Below are 14,500 nucleotides of genomic sequence, written 5' to 3' on the forward strand. Positions count from 1 at the left end.
TGTGAAACCCCCTTACTTAGCGAATGGCATTCCTAGTTGTGTTAATAATTCTTTTGATTCTTCATCTGTGTTTGCAGTTGTAACAATTACGATGTCCATACCGCGAACTTTGTTAACATTATCAAAATCAATTTCTGGGAAGATCAATTGTTCCTTTACACCTAATGTGTAATTTCCACGACCATCAAAAGCACGTTTGCTAATACCATGAAAATCACGAACACGAGGTAATGAAACTGAAATTAACTTGTCTAAAAATTCATACATACGTTGGCCACGTAATGTAACTTTACAACCGATTGCGTTACCTTCACGTAAACGGAAACCAGCGATTGATTTCTTAGCACGTGTGATAACTGGTTTTTGACCAGCAATCAAAGTTAATTCTTCAACTGCTTCATCTAAATTTTTAGCATTACTTACAGCATCACCAACACCCATATTGATAACAATTTTATCAATCTTTGGTGCTTGCATTACTGATGTATAATTGAATTTTTCCATCATTGATGGAACGATTTCTTTATCATACTTTTCTTTTAAGCGATTAACCATGAAGAAAGTATCCTCCTTCCTTTATTACAAAGTTTTTCCAGATTTCTTTGAAACGCGGACTTTCTTACCATCTTCAACTTTAAAACCAACGCGTGTTGGTTCATTGTTTGAAGGATCAATAAGCATAACGTTAGAAACGTGAATAGGTGCTTCAACCTCAACGATTCCACCGTTTGGATTTGCGTTTGTTGGTTTTTGATGTTTCTTAACGATGTTTACGCCTTTAACGATTACTCGATCTTGTGAAGGAAATACTTTTTCAATTATACCTTCTTTACCTTTATCTTTTCCGGCGATTACTTTAACTTTATCATTCTTTTTAATGAACATTTCGTGTGCACCTCCTTATTAACTAATGGTTCATTATAATACTTCAGGTGCTAAGGAAACGATCTTCATGAAGTTTCCATCACGTAATTCACGGGCAATTGGTCCGAAAATACGTGTACCTTTTGGTGACTTATCATCACTAATAATTACTGCAGCATTTTCATCAAATTTGATGTATGAGCCATCAGCACGGTGTACACCAGATTTAGTACGAACAACAACAGCTTTTACGACATCACCTTTTTTGACAACGCCACCTGGTGTTGCTTGTTTTACAGTAGCAACAATGATATCACCGACATTTGCAGTCTTTACACGAGAGCCACCTAAAATCTTAATGACTAAAAGTTCACGTGCGCCTGAGTTGTCAGCGACTTTTAAACGACTTTCTTGTTGGATCACAGTAAGTGTCCTCCTTTCGCTATTAGATAATTAGTAGAATACGAATAAGTCCTTGGGTTACTCTTTAATATTAAAGAATAACTGCTTTTTCAACAATTTCTAATAAACGGAAACGTTTTGTAGCTGACAATGGGCGAGTTTCCATAATCTTTACGATATCGCCAACTTTTGCTTCATTGTTTTCGTCGTGAGCTTTAAATTTCTTTGTATATTTAACACGCTTACCGTAAACTTTGTGGTTAACATAAGTTTCAACGGCAACCGTAATTGTTTTATCCATTTTGTCTGATACAACGCGTCCTTGATAGACTTTACGGTGATTACGACTTTCACTCATGCGAAATTAGCCTCCTTTTCGTATTCTTATTTATTTAATTCTGCTTGACGTAATGCAGTTTTGATACGTGCAATATTCTTACGCACTGCCTTTAAGCGAGCAGTATTTTCCAATTGGCCGGTAGCTAGTTGGAAGCGTAAATTGAATAATTCTTCTTTGTATTGCTTTTCTTTTTCAAGCATTTCAGCAGTGGTTAATTCATTAATTTCTTTAGCCTTCATTTGATTCGCCACCTACTTCCTCACGTTTTACAAACTTAGTCTTCACTGGGAGTTTGTGGGAAGCTAAACGGAAAGCTTCACGAGCTACTTCTTCAGAAACGCCAGCAATTTCAAACATTACTTTACCACGTTTTACAGGAGCTACCCAGCCTTCTGGAGAACCTTTCCCAGAACCCATACGAACACCAATAGCTTTAGCAGTATATGATTTGTGAGGGAAAATCTTAATCCAAACTTTTCCGCCACGTTTCATATAACGAGTCATTGCGATACGAGCTGCTTCGATTTGACGGTTTGTGATCCAGTGTGATTCAGTTGCTTGAAGACCGAATTCACCAAATGCAACTGTCTTACCACCTTTAGCTTCGCCACGCATTTTACCACGAAATTCACGACGGTGCTTTACACGTTTTGGTACTAACATAGATTATTTCCCTCCTTTACCATTGTTTTTCTTTGTTGGTAATACTTCACCACGGTAAATCCATACCTTAACACCTAATTGACCATATGTAGTAGTTGCTTCTACCCATGCATAATCAATATCAGCACGCAATGTATGCAATGGAACTGTTCCTTCTGAGAAGTGTTCTACACGTGACATATCTGCCCCGTTTAAACGACCTGCAACTTGAACTTTAATTCCCTTTGCACCTGCACGCATTGTGCGTTGCATTGCTTGTTTCATTGCACGACGGAAAGCAATACGGTTTTCCAATTGTTGTGCAATGTTTTCACCAACTAATTTTGCGTCTAAGTCAGGCTTCTTGATTTCAACAATGTTAATGTGAACACGTTTGCCTGTTAACTTGTTTAATTCTTGACGTAATTTTTCAACTTCTGATCCACCTTTACCGATAACCATTCCTGGTTTAGCAGTGTGAATTGAAATGTTAACACGCTTTGCAGCACGTTCAATTTCAATAGTAGAGACAGAAGCGTTGGCTAATTTATTTTCAATATATTTACGGATTCGTAAATCTTCGTGTAAATCTGATGCAAAATCTTTTTCAGCATACCATTTTGCATCCCAGTCACGAATGATACCGACACGCAATCCTGTTGGATTAACTTTTTGACCCACGCGTTATCCCTCCTTATTTAGTAGATACCACAACTGTAATGTGGCTTGTACGTTTGTTAATTGGAGAAGCAGAACCTTTTGCACGAGGACGGAACCGTTTCAAAGTTGGTCCTTCGTTAACATAAGCTTCGCTTACATATAAATCTTCAACATCTAAGTCGAAATTATTTTCTGCATTAGCGATTGCAGATTTAAGAACTTTTTCAATTAAGTAGGCACCTTTTCTAGGTGTGAATTCTAAGATACCTAATGCTTCAGCAACACTCTTACCACGGATAAGATCGATCACAAGACGTGCTTTACGTGCAGGGATGCGAACTACGCGAGCAGTTGCTTTTGCTGATGTAATTTGTTCAGCCATGTCTTATCCTCCCTTATTATCTTACGCCTGTCTTCTTATCGTCTCCGCCGTGACCATGGAATGTACGAGTTGGAACAAATTCACCTAATTTGTGACCAACCATATCTTCTTGAATGTAAACTGGCACGTGCTTACGGCCATCATATACAGCAATCGTATAGCCAATAAAGCTAGGGAAGATTGTTGAACGGCGTGACCATGTTTTAATTACTGATTTCTTTTCTTGATCAGCTTGTGCTTCAACCTTTTTCATCAAATGTTCATCGACGAAAGGTCCCTTTTTCAAACTACGACTCAATGTTTGTCCTCCTTTCGAACCAATTACTTACAATAATAGTAATTATTTCTTGTGACGTGAACGAACGATAAATTTGTTTGATCTTGCCTTCTTTGAACGAGTCTTAAGACCTGTAGTCTTCTTACCCCAAGGTGATAATGGTGATGGACGACCAACAGGAGCTTTACCTTCACCACCACCATGAGGGTGATCGTTAGGGTTCATTACAGAACCACGTGATTGAGGACGTTTACCCATCCAACGAGAACGACCAGCTTTACCGACGTTAATTAATTCGTGTTGTTCGTTACCTACAGCACCAATTGTTGCACGGCAAGTTACTAAAATCATACGTGTTTCACCAGATGTTAAACGTACAATTGCGTATTTACCTTCTTTACCAAGTAATTGAGCAGATGTACCTGCTGAACGAACTAATTGTCCACCCTTACCTGGTTTTAATTCGATGTTGTGAATAACTGTACCAACTGGAATATTTTCTAATGGTAATGCATTACCAACTTTAATGTCAGCATCCTTACCTGATTGAATTGTTTGGCCTACTTCAAGACCTTTTGGTGCAAGGATATATGATTTTGTACCATCTGCATAAACTAACAATGCAATGTTAGCTGAACGGTTTGGATCATATTCAATTGCTTTAACTGTTGCTGGAACGTTATCTTTGTTCCGTTTGAAATCAATCACACGGTACTTACGTTTGTGACCACCGCCACGGTGACGAACTGTAATGTGACCATAAGAGTTACGGCCGGCTGTCTTACTTTTTGATGAAAGTAATGACTTTTCAGGAGTTGATTTTGTGATTTCAGCAAAATCTGAACCTGTCATATTACGGCGACCGTTAGAAGTTGGTTTAAATTTCTTGATCCCCACTGTGTATTCCTCCTATTACTAAGATTTATTATTCTTCGTTGAATAATTTAATTTCATTTGAATCTGATGTTAAAGTAACGATTGCCTTACGACGTTTCTTTGTGTAACCTTCGTAACGACCCATACGTTTTTTCTTACCTTTAACATTCATGATGTTAACTTTAGCAACTTTAACGTCAAAAATGTTTTCAATTGCTTTTTTAACTTCTGTTTTAGTTGCACGAGTGTCAACATCAAAAGTATAACGCTTGTCATCCATATCAGCCATTGAAGCTTCAGTGATAACAGGGCGTAAAATTACATCGCGTGATTCCATTATGCAAGAACCTCCTCTACTTGAGAAAGAGCTCCTTTAGTGATGACCATCTTATCATTATTGATAACATCTAATACATTTAAGCCCTTAGCAGGAATTACTGTAACATTCTTCAAGTTACGAGCAGCTAATGCAGCATTTGTATTGTCATCTTCAAGAACTACTAAAACTTTGGAATTTACATCTAAGTTACTTAATACTTCAGCAAATGCTTTTGTTCTTGGTTGTTCAAAATTTAATTCGTCAACAACAACAAAACTTTCGTCTAATACTTTTTGTGAAAGTACTGATTTAATAGCTAAGCGACGAACTTTGCGTGGAAGTTTGTAAGCATATGAGCGAGGTGTTGGTCCAAACACTGTACCACCACCAACCCATTGTGGTGAACGGATAGAACCTTGACGAGCGCGTCCAGTTCCCTTTTGGCGCCATGGCTTCTTACCACCACCACGAACGGCACTTCTATTCTTAACAGCGTGTGTACCTTGACGCATTGATGCACGTTGCATTAATACTGCATCAAAGATTACGTTGTTATTTGGTTCGATACCAAAAATAGCGTCGTTTAATGAAACATCACCATTCTTGCTACCATCTTGGTTGAATAATGTAACCTTAGGCATGTGTGTGTCCTCCCTTCCTCTAACTATTTAACTGTACTTTTAATTGTAACAAATGACTTGTTTGCGCCAGGAATGTTACCTTTAATTAAAAGTACACCATTTTCTGTATCTGCTTTAACGATTTCCAAATTTTGGATTGTTACTCGTTTGCCACCCATGCGACCAGGTAAAACTTTACCAGGGAATACACGGTTAATGATTGAACCCATTGAACCAGGGCGACGGTGGTAACGAGAACCGTGAGCCATAGGTCCACGACTTTGTCCCCAACGTTTAATGTTACCTTGGAAACCATGTCCCTTTGAAGTACCTGTTACATCGACAAATTCGCCAGCTTCGAAAATATCAGCTTTGATTTCGTCACCAACGTTATATTCTCCAAGCTCAACATCACGAATTTCACGAACGAAGCGCTTAGGAGCAGTTTTAGCTTTTGCTGCATGACCTTTGGCAGGTTTGTTAGCTTTAACTTCACGTTGATCGTCAAAACCTAATTGTACAGCTTCGTAACCGTCATTTTCCATTGTCTTAACTTGCATAACAACGTTTGAACCAACTTCAACAACTGTTACTGGTACTAATTCGCCTTCTTCAGTGAAGACTTGTGTCATACCTACCTTTTTTCCTAAGATTCCTTTTGTGGTCATGAGTACACCTCCAATTAAAAAATTTTATTATAGTTTGATTTCGATATCTACGCCAGATGGTAAATCCAACTTCATTAATGAATCTACTGTTTTTGGTGTAGGATTTACAATATCGATTAAACGCTTGTGTGTGCGCATTTCGAATTGTTCACGAGAATCCTTGTATTTATGTGGTGAACGGATAACTGTATATAATGTCCGTTCTGTTGGCAAAGGAATTGGACCTGAAATTTGAGCACCTGTTCTCTTTGCTGTTTCCACAATCTTATCTGCGGATTGATCTAAAATACGATGTTCGTATGCTTTCAAACGAATACGAATTTTTTGTTTTGCCATGTTGTTCCCTCCTTCGTCTATTTTTAAAAATAAGACTAGCTCCGTGAAAATTACCGATTTGCTCGTGGCAAAGCAGCCGGGCGTGTCGCAACCTTTCACATCATAGCTTATTTATTAAAACACAGAACAATACTTACTTTTTTCGCAAGTACTTTTATATCTTATTACAAACTTATTGATAATGCAAGCTATTTTCGCATTTTCTTTAAATATAAGTAATTATAATTCTTCGATAATTTTTATTTTTAGTTAATAAAAAAGGCTATGCATTTGCATAGCCTTTTTTATAAGAGATTATTTAAAAATTATTCTGCGTTTCCGCCGTTTTTCTTAATAATTTCTTCTTGAATTGATTTTGGAACTGGTTCGTAGTGATCCATTGTCATTGTAAATGTACCACGACCTTGTGTTGCTGAACGTAATGTTGTTGCGTAACCAAACATTTCAGCTAATGGAACGTATGCATTTACAACTTGTGAATTTCCACGAGCTTCCATACCATCTACACGTCCACGACGAGCAGTAACATGTCCCATAACATCACCTAAGTTATCTTCTGGTGTAACAATTTCAACCTTCATAATTGGTTCAAGAATTACAGCACCAGCTTTAGGAGCAGCATTTCTCAATGCTAATGAAGCAGCAACCTTGAAAGCAGCTTCTGATGAATCGACTTCGTGGTAACTACCATCATATAACTTAGCTTTAACATCAATTAATGGATAACCAGCAAGAACACCATTTTGCATAGCTTCTTTTAATCCTTGTTCAACTGAAGGAATGTATTCACGTGGAACTACACCACCAACAATTGCGTTTTCGAATTCAAAGCCTTTTCCTTCTTCGTTTGGTGTAAATTTAATCCATACATCACCATATTGACCTTTACCACCTGATTGACGAACAAACTTACCTTGTGATTCAACTTCTTTAGTAAATGTTTCACGGTATGCAACTTGTGGTTCACCAACTTTAGCTTCAACGTGGAATTCACGTTTCATACGATCAACAATGATGTCTAAGTGCAATTCACCCATACCAGCAATTAATGTTTCACCAGTTTCTTGGTTTGTTTCAGCCTTGAATGATGGATCTTCTTCAGCAAGTTTTTGTAAAGCAATATCCATCTTGTCTTGGTCTGCTTTTGATTTTGGTTCAACAGAAACTTGAATAACTGGATCTGGGAATTCCATTGATTCAAGGATTAATGGACGATCTGGATCTGTTAATGAGTCACCTGTTGTTGTATCTTTCAAACCAATTGCAGCAGCGATATCACCTGAGAATACTTCAGGAATTTCGTTACGGTGATTTGAGTGCATTTGTAATAAACGACCTACACGTTCACGTTTGCCTTTTGTTGCATTAAGTACGTATGAACCAGCTTCTAATGTACCTGTGTAAACACGTAAGTATGTTAAACGACCTACGAATGGGTCTGTAGCAATCTTAAATGCTAAACCAGCAAATGGTTTGCTATCATCAGCAATTAAATCAACTTCTTCACCTGTATCTGGATCAGTTGCTTTATATGGTTTAACATCTAATGGAGATGGTAAGTAATCATTTACACCATCTAACATCATTTGAACACCCTTGTTTTTGAAAGCTGAACCAGCAAATACAGGGAATAAATCTAATGACAATGTTCCACGACGAATTGCAGCACGTAATTCATCGTTTGAAATTTCTTCACCGCCAAGATATTTTTCCATGATTTCATCATCAACATCTGCGATTTGTTCAATCATTTCTTCACGACGTTTTTCAGCTTCTTCACGGTATTCTTCAGGAATATCAACTGTATCCCATTTTGAACCTAACTTATCTTCATCGTATAAGTCAGCTTTCATATTGATTAAGTCGATAACACCTTCAAATTCATCTTCAGCACCAATTGGCATTTGAACTGGTAATGGATTTGCTTGTAAACGATCACGAATTGTATCTACTGAGTAATCGAAATTAGCACCAATTTTATCCATTTTGTTTACAAATACTATACGAGGAACACCGTATGTAGTTGCTTGACGCCATACATTTTCTGTTTGTGGTTCAACACCAGATTGTGCATCCAAAACAACAACTGCACCATCTAAAACACGTAATGAACGTTCTACTTCGATAGTAAAGTCAACGTGTCCTGGGGTATCGATAATGTTAATACGGTGATCTTTCCATTGAGCTGTAGTAGCAGCTGATGTAATTGTAATACCACGTTCTTGTTCTTGTTCCATCCAGTCCATTTGTGAAGCACCATCATGTGTTTCACCAATTTTATGAATTTTACCTGTATAGTAAAGAATACGTTCTGTAGTAGTAGTTTTACCAGCATCGATGTGAGCAACGATACCAATGTTACGTGTTTTTTCCAATGGGAATTCACGTTTATTAGCCATGGAAATATTCTCTCCTTCCAAATCTAGTCAAATTATATATTTTTAAAAAAATGACTATTATAGGATACAAAATATATCTATAACAGCCATTCAACAAATAATTACCAGCGATAGTGTGCAAATGCACGGTTGGCATCAGCCATCTTATGTGTATCTTCACGTTTTTTAACAGAAGCACCAGTGTTGTTAGCTGCATCCATAATTTCTTTTGCTAAACGTTCAGACATTGTATGTTCACCACGAAGACGAGCATAGTTTACAATCCAACGTAATCCTAATGTACGACGACGATCTGGACGTACTTCGATAGGAACTTGATAGTTAGAACCACCAATACGGCGAGCCTTAACTTCTAATACTGGCATAACGTTTTCCATTGCTTGTTCAAATACTTCTAATGGATCCTTACCAGTTTTTTCTTTAATCATATCAAATGCTTCGTATAAAATTTTTGAAGCTGTACCACGCTTACCATCTAACATAAGGTGGTTAATTAAACTTGTAACCAATTGTGAATGATAAATTGGATCTTCAGGTACTTCGCGTTTTGCAACAGGACCTTTTCTTGGCATATGTCTTACCTCCTAAATAGTTTTTATAAATTATTTCTTCTTAGGTTTCTTTGCACCATATTTAGAACGACTTTGCATACGGCCTTCTACACCAGCTGTATCCAAGGCACCACGAATAACATGGTAACGAACACCAGGTAAGTCTTTTACACGACCACCACGAATTAAAACAACGCTGTGTTCTTGTAAATTGTGACCAATACCAGGAATATATGCTGTAACTTCAATCAAGTTTGATAAACGCACACGTGCATATTTACGTAAAGCTGAGTTAGGCTTCTTTGGTGTCATTGTACCAACACGAGTTGCAACCCCACGTTTTTGTGGAGCAGGAGCGTTTGTTTGAACTTTCTTGTAACTATTGTACCCAAAGTTTAAAGCTGGGGAATTAGATTTTGAACCTTTAGACTTACGACCTTTACGAACTAATTGGTTAATTGTAGGCATCTAAAGTTTCCTCCTTCCTTAATTTTCAATTTCTAGTACACACATCCAGGAGTTTCTTTTTTAGTTATAAAAAAAATCGCGGATATGAATATTTTGCTAAATGTGCAACCTGCACTAATAAGTAATACCTATTACTTCACTTAAAAGCACAGTTTCTAATTTATCACAGAGATAAATTCATGTCAATTGTATTTGAAAAATAATTTAAAATTCTCAGTTTTTTTTCGTATTTAATATTAGGAGGTGATAATTTTGAAATTTCTAATTTTATTTATTTTAGGTACAATTTTAGGTTCTAGTGCAGAGTGTTATGCAATGCGACAAACTAATAATCATTCTTTAGTTAAACGATCATTTTGTGATAATTGTCATAAAACACTAATGTTGTGGCAGTTAATTCCTATTATTGGATTTATAGTTCAATTCGGACGATGCTATTATTGTAAACGTCCAATAAATATTCGCAGTACTTTAATTGAATTAATTTTTGGAAGTTACATTGCATTTTTGTTTTTATGCTCTCCTATTTTGATTACTATAAAATATTTAGTATTTTTCGGATGGTTGTTGTTTCTTGCACTTGAAGATTTCTATTTAACATCTGTGAATGTTTTTACATTCTTCATTGGCTATTTTGTTATTTTAATTTTAAATTTTAATACTATAAAGATTAACCTGCTTCTATTCCCATTTGAAAATTTATATTTTTATATTATTTTTATATTACTTTCATACTTTAAAAAATTAGGATGGGCAGATACTTGGTTATTTATATTAATCGGATGTTATTTTGGATTTTATTTTTTAATATTTACAATCTTTTTCTCTTGTTTGTTTATTTTAGTTTTTTATATTTTTAACAAAAATAGTGATCAAGAATTTGCTTTTATACCTTGGATTTTACTTGGAATACTATTTTGTTTTATTTTAAATCATATATATATTTATTTTTGGATATAAAAAAAAGAATCTGTGAAAATTCACAGATTCTTTTTAAATGCTATTTTTTAGGTGGCAATTGTTTATTTTCTTCCACATTTAGTTGTTTTGCAACTTCAGAAATTGAATATACATTGTCAGTTGCAAGTCCTGTTTCTTCAGGCACAATGTCATGATATTTCTTCATACCTGTACCAGCAGGAATTGTCTTACCAATAATAACATTTTCTTTCAAACCAATTAATGGATCATTCTTACCACGAATTGCTGCATCTGTTAAGACACGAGTTGTTTCTTGGAATGAAGCAGCTGATAAGAAACTATTTGTTTCCAAAGCAGCTTTTGTAATTCCAAGTAATACAGGTCTTGATGTTGCGGGTACTTTACCTTTAACAAGAGTTTCAACATTTCGATCTGTAAATTCGCTAATATCCATTAATGTTCCAGGTAGCATTGATGTATCTCCTGGATCCATAATACGTACCTTTTGTAACATTTGACGAGTCATGATTTCAACGTGTTTATCTGAAATATCTACCCCTTGCATACGGTAAACTTTTTGAATTTCATGCAAGATATAATTTTCTGTAGATAATACATCACGTACTTTGATTAATTCTTTTGGATCAATTGAACCTGTTGTCAATGGATCTCCACGGTGAATTAAATCGCCTTCTTTAACTCTAAGTACTGATGTAAATGGTAAGTCGTATGTTCTAGTGTCTGTTTCACCTTTAACAGTTACAACTTTTGTTCTTTCAGCTGGATTTTCTTCAACTGTGTCAATTACACCAGTTACTTCTGTGATGTATGCACGACCCTTAGGATTACGTGCTTCAAATAATTCTTGTACACGAGGAAGACCTTGAGTGATATCTCCATCACCAGCAACCCCACCTTGGTGGAAGTTACGCATTGTCAATTGTGTACCTGGTTCACCAATTGATTGAGCAGCAACAGTACCTACAGCTTCACCAACTTCAACTACATCTCCTGTAGCTAAGTTACGTCCATAACAACGTACACATACACCATGACGTGTATTACATGTGAATGCTGAACGAATTGTTACTTTTTCTACACCAGCTTTTACAACTTTTGTAGCCAATTCTTCATCAACTAATGTATTTGCTGGAACAATTTCTTCTCCAGTTTCAGGATCAAAAATTGCTTTCATTGTGTATCGACCTAAAATACGATCGTATAATGGTTCGATCATTTCATTGCCTTCTTTAATAGCATAAACATCTAAACCACGATCAGTACCACAATCTTCTTCACGAACAATAACATCTTGTGCAACATCAACTAAACGACGAGTCAAGTAACCTGAGTTAGCTGTCTTAAGCGCTGTATCCGTCATACCTTTACGAGCACCGTGAGATGAAATAAACATTTCCAAAACAGATAAACCTTCACGGAAGTTTGAAATAACAGGTAATTCCATTGTTTTACCGTTAGGAGCTGCCATTAATCCACGCATACCTGACAATTGTGTAAAGTTAGAGATGTTACCACGAGCACCTGAATCACTCATCATTTGAATTGGGTTTGAAGGATCCATATTTTCAACCAATTTCTTTTGGATATCATCTTTTGCTTTGTTCCAGATAGCAATAACTCGGTTATAACGTTCATCTTCAGTAATTAAACCACGACGGAATTGTTTCTTAACTATATCAACATTCTTACGTGCTTCTGCAATTATTTCAGGCTTTTCATCTAAAACAGTTACATCAGCGATACCAACAGTAAGACCAGATTTAGTTGATTCAAAGTATCCTAAATCTTTCATTCTATCTAGCAATTCTGAAGCAGCTGTAACTTTATATTCTTTATAAACTTGTGCAATGATATCTGATAAGAATCCTGACTTAAATGGCCCAATTAATGGTTTATCTTTTAAGAATTCATGGATATCTTGTCCTGGTTCCAAGAAGTACTTATCAGGAATATTACCTTGTAAGTTTTCTTCTGTTGGTTCATTCAAGTATACAAAATCATCAGGTAAAATTTCGTTAAAAATTGCTTTACCAACTGTTGTTACCAAAATACGTTCTTTTTGCCAATCAGTAAATGGTTTGCCTTTCTTAGCTAGTCCAGAAGTTTGTAAACCAATTCTTGTGTGCAAATGAACATAATTATTTTGATATGCAGTCAATGCTTCATTCACATCTTTAAAGATCATGCCTTCGCCTTCACGATCTTTTTCTTCAAGAGTGATGTAGTAGTTACCGATAGTCATATCTTGTGATGGTGAGATAATTGGTTTTCCATCTTTAGGTGCCAAAATATGGTGAGCAGCAAGCATTAATAGTCGAGCTTCTGCTTGAGCTTCATCAGATAATGGTACGTGAATAGCCATTTGGTCACCATCAAAATCGGCATTATAAGCTTCACAAGCTAATGGGTGTAAACGCATTGCTTTACCATCAACTAAAACAGGTTCAAATGCTTGAATACCTAATCTGTGAAGTGTAGGTGCACGGTTAAGAAGTACTGGATGTCCCTTAATTACATCATCTAATACATCCCAAATGTCTTCATCACGACGATCAATCTTACGTTTAGCATTCTTAATATTTGATGCCATATCACGCTTTACTAACTCTCTCATCATGAATGGCTTAAATAATTCTAAAGCCATTTCATGAGGAATACCCATTTGAGTTAATTTCAACTTAGGACCTACATCAATAACTGAACGTCCAGAGTAATCAACACGTTTACCAAGAAGATTTTGACGGAAACGACCTTGCTTACCTTTCAACATATGTGAAAGTGATTTCAATGGACGGTTACCTGGTCCAGTTACTGGACGACCACGACGACCATTGTCAATCAATGCGTCAACAGCTTCTTGAAGCATACGTTTTTCATTTTGAACGATAATACCAGGTGCATTTAAATCTAATAAACGTTTCAAACGATTATTACGATTAATTACACGACGATATAAGTCGTTCAAATCTGATGTTGCAAAACGTCCACCTTCTAATTGAACCATTGGACGTAAATCAGGTGGGATTACTGGAATAGCATCCATTACCATCCAGTCAGGTTCATTACCTGAATCAAGGAATGCTTCCAAAATGTCTAACCGACGAACAGCACGTGTACGTTTTTGACCTGTAGCATCCTTTAATTCTTCTTTTAGTTCATCACATTCTTTTTGTAAATCAACATCACGCAACAATGTACGAATAGCTTCTGCACCCATTCCTGCTTGGAATGAATCAAAACCATATTCGTCAACCTTATCACGATATTCCGCTTCAGTTAAAAGTTGTTTCTTTTCAAGTGGTGTATTACCTGGATCAGTAACAACATATGAAGCAAAGTAGATGATTTCTTCAAGAGCTCGTGGACTCATGTCAAGAACTAATCCCATACGACTTGGAATACCCTTGAAATACCAAATATGTGTTACTGGAGCAGCCAATTCAATATGTCCCATACGTTCACGACGTACTTTTGCTTGAGTAACCTCTACTCCACATCGATCACAAACTACGCCCTTATAGCGAATACGTTTGTATTTACCACAAGCACATTCCCAGTCTTTTGTAGGTCCGAAAATTCGTTCATCAAAAAGACCATCTTTTTCAGGCTTTAAAGTACGATAGTTAATTGTTTCAGGCTTCTTAACTTCACCATATGACCAACTACGGATCTTATCTGATGAAGCTAATCCAATCTGCATGCTATCGAATTTATTGACATCGATCAAAGGACCGACCTCCCTTTCATTATTATT

The 14,500-nt window shown here is 36.3% G+C and carries 19 protein-coding genes; 1 reads left to right on the top strand and 18 read right to left on the bottom strand.

All coding sequences use genetic code 11. The features are described 5' to 3' along the window. Positions 1 to 12: 12 nt before the first annotated feature. The 17 genes from rplE to rpsL all read right to left on the bottom strand — a co-directional run bounded on the left by rplE (position 13) and on the right by rpsL (position 9,804). Positions 13 to 555 (bottom strand): 50S ribosomal protein L5, encoded by a 543-nt coding sequence (gene rplE, locus QPK35_RS05575; protein WP_290032989.1) that lies wholly within the window; start codon positions 553 to 555, stop codon positions 13 to 15. A gap of 24 nt (positions 556 to 579) precedes the next feature. After that, entirely contained in the window at positions 580 to 885 is a 306-nt protein-coding gene (rplX, locus tag QPK35_RS05580) for a 50S ribosomal protein L24 (protein ID WP_290032990.1), read from the bottom strand. Between the two features lie 33 nt (positions 886 to 918). Beyond that, the gene (gene rplN / locus QPK35_RS05585; protein ID WP_290032991.1) at positions 919 to 1,287 is read right to left on the bottom strand and encodes a 50S ribosomal protein L14; all 369 of its coding nucleotides are present in this window, start codon (positions 1,285 to 1,287) and stop codon (positions 919 to 921) included. A gap of 70 nt (positions 1,288 to 1,357) precedes the next feature. Next, positions 1,358 to 1,624, bottom strand: a complete 267-nt coding sequence (gene rpsQ / locus QPK35_RS05590) for a 30S ribosomal protein S17 (RefSeq protein WP_290032992.1) — start codon at positions 1,622 to 1,624, stop codon at positions 1,358 to 1,360. A 26-nt stretch (positions 1,625 to 1,650) separates the two neighbouring features. Next, complete coding sequence (gene rpmC, locus QPK35_RS05595; protein ID WP_057826636.1) at positions 1,651 to 1,845, bottom strand: 50S ribosomal protein L29; 195 nt, start codon at positions 1,843 to 1,845, stop codon at positions 1,651 to 1,653. Beyond that, positions 1,835 to 2,269, bottom strand: a complete 435-nt coding sequence (gene rplP, locus QPK35_RS05600; protein ID WP_290032993.1) for a 50S ribosomal protein L16 — start codon at positions 2,267 to 2,269, stop codon at positions 1,835 to 1,837. Before rplP ends, rpmC begins: the two co-directional genes overlap by 11 nt. A 3-nt stretch (positions 2,270 to 2,272) precedes the next feature. After that, positions 2,273 to 2,929, bottom strand: a complete 657-nt coding sequence (gene rpsC, locus QPK35_RS05605) for a 30S ribosomal protein S3 (RefSeq protein WP_290032994.1) — start codon at positions 2,927 to 2,929, stop codon at positions 2,273 to 2,275. A 13-nt stretch (positions 2,930 to 2,942) separates the two neighbouring features. Beyond that, positions 2,943 to 3,290 (bottom strand): 50S ribosomal protein L22, encoded by a 348-nt coding sequence (rplV, locus tag QPK35_RS05610; protein ID WP_290032995.1) that lies wholly within the window; start codon positions 3,288 to 3,290, stop codon positions 2,943 to 2,945. Positions 3,291 to 3,306: 16 nt separating this feature from the next. Beyond that, positions 3,307 to 3,588, bottom strand: coding sequence for a 30S ribosomal protein S19 (rpsS, locus tag QPK35_RS05615; RefSeq protein ID WP_290032996.1), 282 nt, complete (start codon positions 3,586 to 3,588; stop codon positions 3,307 to 3,309). Between the two features lie 42 nt (positions 3,589 to 3,630). Then, positions 3,631 to 4,464 (bottom strand): 50S ribosomal protein L2, encoded by an 834-nt coding sequence (gene rplB / locus QPK35_RS05620; RefSeq protein ID WP_290032997.1) that lies wholly within the window; start codon positions 4,462 to 4,464, stop codon positions 3,631 to 3,633. 28 nt (positions 4,465 to 4,492) lie between these two features. Beyond that, on the bottom strand, positions 4,493 to 4,780 hold the full coding sequence (rplW, locus tag QPK35_RS05625; RefSeq protein ID WP_290032998.1) for a 50S ribosomal protein L23: 288 nt from the start codon (positions 4,778 to 4,780) through the stop codon (positions 4,493 to 4,495). Further along, complete coding sequence (rplD, locus tag QPK35_RS05630; RefSeq protein WP_290032999.1) at positions 4,780 to 5,403, bottom strand: 50S ribosomal protein L4; 624 nt, start codon at positions 5,401 to 5,403, stop codon at positions 4,780 to 4,782. Before rplD ends, rplW begins: the two co-directional genes overlap by 1 nt. Before the next feature lie 23 nt (positions 5,404 to 5,426). Then, positions 5,427 to 6,050 carry a 50S ribosomal protein L3 gene (gene rplC, locus QPK35_RS05635; protein ID WP_290033000.1) on the bottom strand — a complete coding sequence of 208 codons (624 nt, stop codon included), beginning with the start codon at positions 6,048 to 6,050 and terminating at the stop codon, positions 5,427 to 5,429. A 27-nt stretch (positions 6,051 to 6,077) separates the two neighbouring features. Continuing rightward, positions 6,078 to 6,386 (bottom strand): 30S ribosomal protein S10, encoded by a 309-nt coding sequence (rpsJ, locus tag QPK35_RS05640; RefSeq protein ID WP_023859562.1) that lies wholly within the window; start codon positions 6,384 to 6,386, stop codon positions 6,078 to 6,080. Between the two features lie 305 nt (positions 6,387 to 6,691). Next, positions 6,692 to 8,785 carry an elongation factor G gene (fusA, locus tag QPK35_RS05645; RefSeq protein ID WP_290033001.1) on the bottom strand — a complete coding sequence of 698 codons (2,094 nt, stop codon included), beginning with the start codon at positions 8,783 to 8,785 and terminating at the stop codon, positions 6,692 to 6,694. A gap of 101 nt (positions 8,786 to 8,886) precedes the next feature. After that, a complete protein-coding gene (gene rpsG, locus QPK35_RS05650; protein WP_290033002.1) occupies positions 8,887 to 9,357 on the bottom strand; it encodes a 30S ribosomal protein S7 in 471 nt (156 codons plus the stop codon). 30 nt (positions 9,358 to 9,387) lie between these two features. Next, complete coding sequence (gene rpsL, locus QPK35_RS05655; RefSeq protein WP_290033003.1) at positions 9,388 to 9,804, bottom strand: 30S ribosomal protein S12; 417 nt, start codon at positions 9,802 to 9,804, stop codon at positions 9,388 to 9,390. Positions 9,805 to 10,056: 252 nt separating this feature from the next. Here rpsL and QPK35_RS05660 point away from each other — a divergent pair, with 252 nt between their 5' ends. Further along, positions 10,057 to 10,764, top strand: a complete 708-nt coding sequence (locus QPK35_RS05660) for a prepilin peptidase (protein ID WP_290033004.1) — start codon at positions 10,057 to 10,059, stop codon at positions 10,762 to 10,764. Between the two features lie 40 nt (positions 10,765 to 10,804). Here QPK35_RS05660 and rpoC read toward each other — a convergent pair whose 3' ends face one another. Further along, positions 10,805 to 14,473, bottom strand: a complete 3,669-nt coding sequence (rpoC, locus tag QPK35_RS05665; protein WP_290033005.1) for a DNA-directed RNA polymerase subunit beta' — start codon at positions 14,471 to 14,473, stop codon at positions 10,805 to 10,807. Positions 14,474 to 14,500: the final 27 nt, after the last annotated feature.

Source organism: Ligilactobacillus cholophilus, assembly GCF_030389495.1.
In the GTDB taxonomy this organism is placed as follows: Bacteria; Bacillota; Bacilli; order Lactobacillales; family Lactobacillaceae; genus Ligilactobacillus; species Ligilactobacillus cholophilus.